Annotated in this window: 6 protein-coding genes; 2 read left to right on the plus strand and 4 right to left on the minus strand. The window is 61.3% G+C overall.

Annotated elements, in window-relative coordinates; translation table 11 throughout:
• The coding region (locus QZ292_RS09515) for a hypothetical protein (protein WP_294600964.1) at positions 1-242 on the minus strand (242 nt) is incomplete at its 3' end.
• 14 nt (positions 243-256) lie between these two features.
• On the opposite strand from QZ292_RS09515, the gene QZ292_RS09520 reads away from it, so the two are divergent.
• A complete protein-coding gene (locus QZ292_RS09520) occupies positions 257-628 on the plus strand; it encodes a hypothetical protein (RefSeq protein WP_294600966.1) in 372 nt (123 codons plus the stop codon).
• A gap of 723 nt (positions 629-1351) precedes the next feature.
• On the opposite strand, the gene QZ292_RS09525 is transcribed toward QZ292_RS09520, so the two are convergent.
• The 3 genes from QZ292_RS09525 to QZ292_RS09535 all read right to left on the minus strand — a co-directional run bounded on the left by QZ292_RS09525 (position 1352) and on the right by QZ292_RS09535 (position 4487).
• Positions 1352-2110 carry a hypothetical protein gene (locus tag QZ292_RS09525; protein WP_294600968.1) on the minus strand — a complete coding sequence of 253 codons (759 nt, stop codon included), beginning with the start codon at positions 2108-2110 and terminating at the stop codon, positions 1352-1354.
• A gap of 420 nt (positions 2111-2530) precedes the next feature.
• Positions 2531-3745 (minus strand): class I SAM-dependent rRNA methyltransferase, encoded by a 1215-nt coding sequence (locus tag QZ292_RS09530; RefSeq protein ID WP_294600970.1) that lies wholly within the window; start codon positions 3743-3745, stop codon positions 2531-2533.
• Entirely contained in the window at positions 3705-4487 is a 783-nt protein-coding gene (locus QZ292_RS09535; protein ID WP_294600974.1) for a 3'-5' exonuclease, read from the minus strand. The genes QZ292_RS09530 and QZ292_RS09535 overlap by 41 nt, the downstream gene beginning before the upstream one ends.
• 45 nt (positions 4488-4532) lie before the next feature.
• Between QZ292_RS09535 and QZ292_RS09540 the strand changes: the two genes are divergently transcribed.
• Positions 4533-4901 carry a hypothetical protein gene (locus QZ292_RS09540; RefSeq protein WP_294600972.1) on the plus strand — a complete coding sequence of 123 codons (369 nt, stop codon included), beginning with the start codon at positions 4533-4535 and terminating at the stop codon, positions 4899-4901.
• The last annotated feature ends 29 nt before the right edge of the window (positions 4902-4930 follow it).

Below are 4930 nucleotides of genomic sequence, written 5' to 3' on the forward strand. Positions count from 1 at the left end.
ATCCTGTTAGGGTAGAGGCGGCCAATTGGGAGTGCGGCACGCACCGCCCGCCCGCGTAAAGAGGGATTTCGCTCGTTTTGCGGTGAGCAAAACGAGATGAAATCCCAGCGGGCGACTGAAAAACGCATTAACAAGCCCGCGCGCCACGCCTTAAAAGGGAAATCATCAAAACTCGCTTGCGTGTTTTGACTGGATTTCCCAAGGCGCGCGAAAAGAGAAGAGACAAAGAGGCAGGCCGCCACCTGTTTTCCAATACATGAGAAGGAAACCTTGGTCTGACTTTACGCGGGCGACAGACCTGGATCAACCCTTGACCGGTACTTTCCCGTACTATTCGGATGGTGTGGCCGGGGAAACCTACGGTGCTGGTAATTACAAGGCGACCAACGGTCGGTTGTACAAGGTAACCACCTCCGGTACGGGAACCCCGCTTGCCTGGTACCCTGCCCCGGGCCTCCGCCTCTACGGCGAAGGCGCGCTGGACCTCGTCGGCAACTACGGGTTCAGCTACTCGTCGTCGGTGAGCGGCATCAACGGGGTGTACTTGGATTTCTACGTGACGGGCCTCTATCCCAGCGACGCGTACTCCCGCGGCTACGGTCTTCAGTTGCGTTGCCTCTCGGAATAAACGGTGCGTGTCGCACTCTACCCTAATATTGGCCAGACCCCTGCGACCCGTAGGGTCGCGCGGGCCGGAGCCACCCCAGGCGTAGGCCGGCAACTCGGCGGTGCTCGTTTCCGGCCTCGCTGGCACCGGCCCGCATCCAAGTTCAACCCGCTCCTTCCCCGCTCTTTCCCGCGTGCTGACGGAAATCTTATTCAAACGCGCGTCATGTGTTTGAATGATTTCCTACTTCTATCTATCGCGCGGGTGAACTTGGTTCGCATGCCAGAGCGATTCAATCGTCGCCCGCTGGGATTTCATCTCGATTTTGCTCGCCGCAAAACGAGCGAAATCCCTCTTCAGGCGGGCGGGCGACGGGAGGGAATTTTGATCGCGCGCCTGGGGCGATTCAACTCTTTCGGCTCTTCGCCAAAATAGTTGAATCGCCTTTTTCGCGCCGGCGCGCGGTGCCTTCGGGCACTTCGACAGGGCCACCTCTACCCTAACAGGACGAAACTGCCCTCGGGCCGGCCGGGCCCCACGTCCCGTGGACGGGCGATGCTTACGCATCGCTGCGGCTGGGTCGGCCCAAATCTTTGTTCCGTTTCCCGTCCGCATGCCTTAAACTCCGCAAGACTCATTTTTCAGACACCTCTGACTCTACAGAACTCTGGATTCGGGCGAGACGAAAACGAAGAAACGGATTCCGGCCTGATGATCCAAATAAATACGGATGGGTTTACGTCCCTATTGCAAGGTGACGGCAACTTCCAACGGAGGAAGGGTGTCGCGACGCGGGGAACGGGGGGGCTGGGGACGAAGCACCGGTAAGGATCGCCGGTCGGGTTCGTACTTCGGACGCATGGTCGAACGGACGTTCTCATCGGTAAAACCGGCCCATGCGGGAGTCTGGTTCCGATAGCGCCGCTCGGCTTCGGCCCGGTGCATGCCGACCGACGGCTGTTCGTCGACGGCTTTGCCTTCGCGGAGGGCCTGCTGCTGCTCGGCAATGGAGCGGTTGGTGTTGGCTTCGACGGACTCCTGATGAAAGCCCATCGAGGGAATGTCGGTCGAGGTGCCGGGACGGCCGAACGAAAAGACGACGGTGCGTTTCTTGGGAGATTTCGATGACCGGATCCGGCTCATGTCGAAGGCGGGTACACGGCGCATCCCTTCGAGCACGGCGTCGCGGAGCCACATCTCGGTACGTCCTTTCCCTTCGAAAAAACCGCTCCAGGCGTCGGTCTCGTTCTCGATCTCCAGCTGGCGCAGGGCGCCGTCCGGGGAGATCACGAAGGTGCAGCGCACGGCGGCGTCGATATCGCCGACGGTACGGCCGTCGGGGATGGTCAGCACGAAGTACTGGGCCACATGCAGCAGGATGGCATTGTACTCCTTATCGCCTTTGAGCACGGGCCGGGCTCGGATCTGCTGGGCGGCTCGGGCGGAGAACGAAAGGAGATGCAACCCAATGAGAATCAGGAGGATCAAAAAACGGCTTTTCATCTGGCTCTTCGTTTTCATCATAAAACGTCGCGACGGGGATAATTCGTATCTCTCCGAAGGTTTTACGGAGATGAAAATCAACTCTTTATATGGTCAACCGGCAGGAGTGGGAGGGGTGCTCCCCTGCCCTCGCTCCGGCGCCGGAGGGCAGGCTGGACGGACGATCTCAATGAAAATATCGCGTACCACTCTACTATTCAATAGATTGCAGGGAACGAACGGCATGAATCGGCGCGATTTCGCTGCTGCATTATGTTGCATTTTTACAACACAATATTTAAAAGTTACTACACAATATTTAAACTCAATTTAAATTCTGTTTAAACCCGAAAATCAAAAACAGACCGAAAAACACTTGTCGACCCGATTCCTGTATAAAAAATTACAACAAAATATATAAACGCCGTTTAAACCGGAGGGTCACTCGACATAAAGTACGAGACCTTTCAGGTATTCGCCTTCGGGGTGGTAGATGTTGACGGGGTGGTCGGCGGGCTGGGTCAGCTGGTGGAGGATCCGGACACGGCGGCCGGCCTGGGCGGCGGCACTGAACACGGCTAAACGAAACTGTTCGCGCGAGATGGCCTGGGAGCAGCTGAAGGTGAAGAGGAGGCCGCCGGAGGGGAGCTTCTCCAAAGCGGCGGCGTTGAGCCGTTTGTAGCCCTGAAGGGCGTTGGAGACGGCTTTGCGGTGCTTGGCGAAGGCGGGCGGGTCGAGGATCACGAGGTCGTAGGCGTCGCGAGGCATCTGACGGACGAAGTCGAGGGCGTCGGCGACGAGCTCGCGGTGGGGGACGCCGGGGGCGCTCAGGGCGATGTTCTCGGTGCAGAGGCGGATGGCTTTCTCGGAGCTGTCGACGGAGTCGACGGAGAGGGCGCCGCCTTGCAGGGCATAGACGGAGAAGCCGCCGGTGTAACAAAAAGTGTTCAGGACGCGGCGCCCACTGGCATAATGGCCGACGAGGGCGCGGTTGTCGCGCTGGTCGAGAAAGAAACCGGTCTTCTGGCCGCCTTCCCAGTCGGCGCGGAAGTGGTGGCCGTTCTCGAGCACGAGGCGGGCGTCGTTTTCGGAGGCTGTCTCGTCGGCGCGCCAAAGGTAGCTGTCGACGGGGTCGAGGCCGCTCTTGGGGGGCAAGGTGCCGGAGCTCTTGTCGTAGACGGCGTGCAGCCGATCAGGGCCGTACACGGCACGGAGGGCGAGGGCGAGCTGGTCGCGGACGAGATACATGCCGACGGAGTGGGCCTGGAGCACGGCGGTGGTGCCGTAGATGTCGATGACGAGGCCGGGCAGGTTGTCGCCTTCGCCGTGGACGAGGCGGTAGCAGGTGGTCGCGGGGGAGTCGGTCAGGCGGAGGGTTCGGCGCAGGTCGTAGGCGGCCTGGAGCCGACGCTGCCAGAAGTCGGGGCCGATGGTCTCGCCGGGGTCGAAGGTGAGGATGCGGACGGCGATGGAGCCGACACCGCAGTGGCCGCGGGCGATGAAGTCACCGGTGGAGGTGTAAAGGTCGACGAGGTCGCCCTCTTCGGGCTGGCGGTCGGTGCGGGAGATGGCGCCGGAGAAGACCCAGGGGTGGCGCCGCTGGAGGGATTGCTCTTTACCGGGTCGAAGGGTCAGGCGGGGCAGGGGTGGTATCATGGCTGTCGGATGAATGGAGGGTGGAGGGGGTTCGGCGAGAGGTGTGGCGTCTCCCGCCGCGATGGCGGCGGGGGCGCTTCCGCTCTCGGGCGGATGCGGCGGCGGAGGGTTCGGGACAGATGGGCTGCTGGAGGAGGTGCTGTTCCTGAAGGCGTTCCAGGAGCCGGGGGTCGTCGTCGCGCAGCCGGAGGTAGATCTCGCGGCAGACCCAGGCGTCGAGGGCGGCGTAGTCCTGTTGGGCGGGGGTGAGGCGGTCGGCTTCCCAGTTGGTGAGGCGCTGGGCTTTGGAGACTTTCATCCGGAGGACGATAGCGGCCATCTTCTTGACGCTGAGCTCTTCGATCCCCCAATGGGAGACGAGGGACTGGAGGTCGAGGAAGCCGGCGGGGCGAAATTCGGCGACGCGGCGCATGCCGCGAAGGTCGTCGCGGAGGGCGGCGCCGACTTTCAGGATGTCGGGCGAGGAGAGGAGGCGGCAAACGGTTTCGGAGAGGGGCTGGAGGCCGACGCGGAACAGGAGGGCGGTGTCGGCGGTGGCGATCTGGATGAGGGAGACGTTGTGGCGGATGCCTTTCTCGAAGGAGGGGCGGGTCTCGGTGTCGTAGCCGAGGAGGGTGGCGCCGGCGAGGATCTGTTCGGCTTCGAGGAGGGTCTCGGGGCTGTCGACGACGAGGATCCGGCCGGGGAAATGGCCGACGGGATAGGTGTCGAGCTCTTCGGGGCTTATGGTCGGCTGGTACATCGGCACAAAGGTACGCTTATTTTTTCGGATGAGGTTCCCTTTTCGATGGCTTGGTCTGACTTTACGCGGGATGCCACGACTCCGCTGAACGGGACGTTCCCCTATTACTCGGATGGAGTTCCCGGAGAATCTTATGGAGCAGGTAATTACAAGGCGACCAACGGTCGGTTGTACAAGGTAACCACCTCGGGCACGGGAACCCCGCTGACCTGGTACCCCGCCCCGGGCTACCGCGACGCAGGCTACTATGGGCGGTTAGGCGATCTGATGAGCGTCGGCAACGACGGGTACAGTTGGTCGTCCGCTGTCAGCGGGACTTACGGCGTGTTCTTGTACTTCGACGCGCAGTACCTCAATCCCAGCTACGTGACCTTCCGTAGCCACGGTCTTCAGTTGCGTTGCCTCTCGGAATAAACGGAAGAACAAGATTCTGCGGCTCGAAG

It is taken from the genome of uncultured Rikenella sp. (assembly GCF_910577125.1).
Classification (GTDB): domain Bacteria; phylum Bacteroidota; class Bacteroidia; order Bacteroidales; family Rikenellaceae; genus Rikenella.

What these genes read in the sequence shown, in the direction of transcription:
- QZ292_RS09520 (WP_294600966.1), top strand. Translation starts at nt 257, where the DNA reads ATGAGAAGGAAACCTTGGTCTGACTTTACGCGGGCGACAGACCTGGAT.
- QZ292_RS09525 (WP_294600968.1), bottom strand. Translation starts at nt 2,110, where the DNA reads ATGAAAAGCCGTTTTTTGATCCTCCTGATTCTCATTGGGTTGCATCTC.
- QZ292_RS09530 (WP_294600970.1), bottom strand. Translation starts at nt 3,745, where the DNA reads ATGATACCACCCCTGCCCCGCCTGACCCTTCGACCCGGTAAAGAGCAA.
- QZ292_RS09535 (WP_294600974.1), bottom strand. Translation starts at nt 4,487, where the DNA reads ATGTACCAGCCGACCATAAGCCCCGAAGAGCTCGACACCTATCCCGTC.
- QZ292_RS09540 (WP_294600972.1), top strand. Translation starts at nt 4,533, where the DNA reads ATGGCTTGGTCTGACTTTACGCGGGATGCCACGACTCCGCTGAACGGG.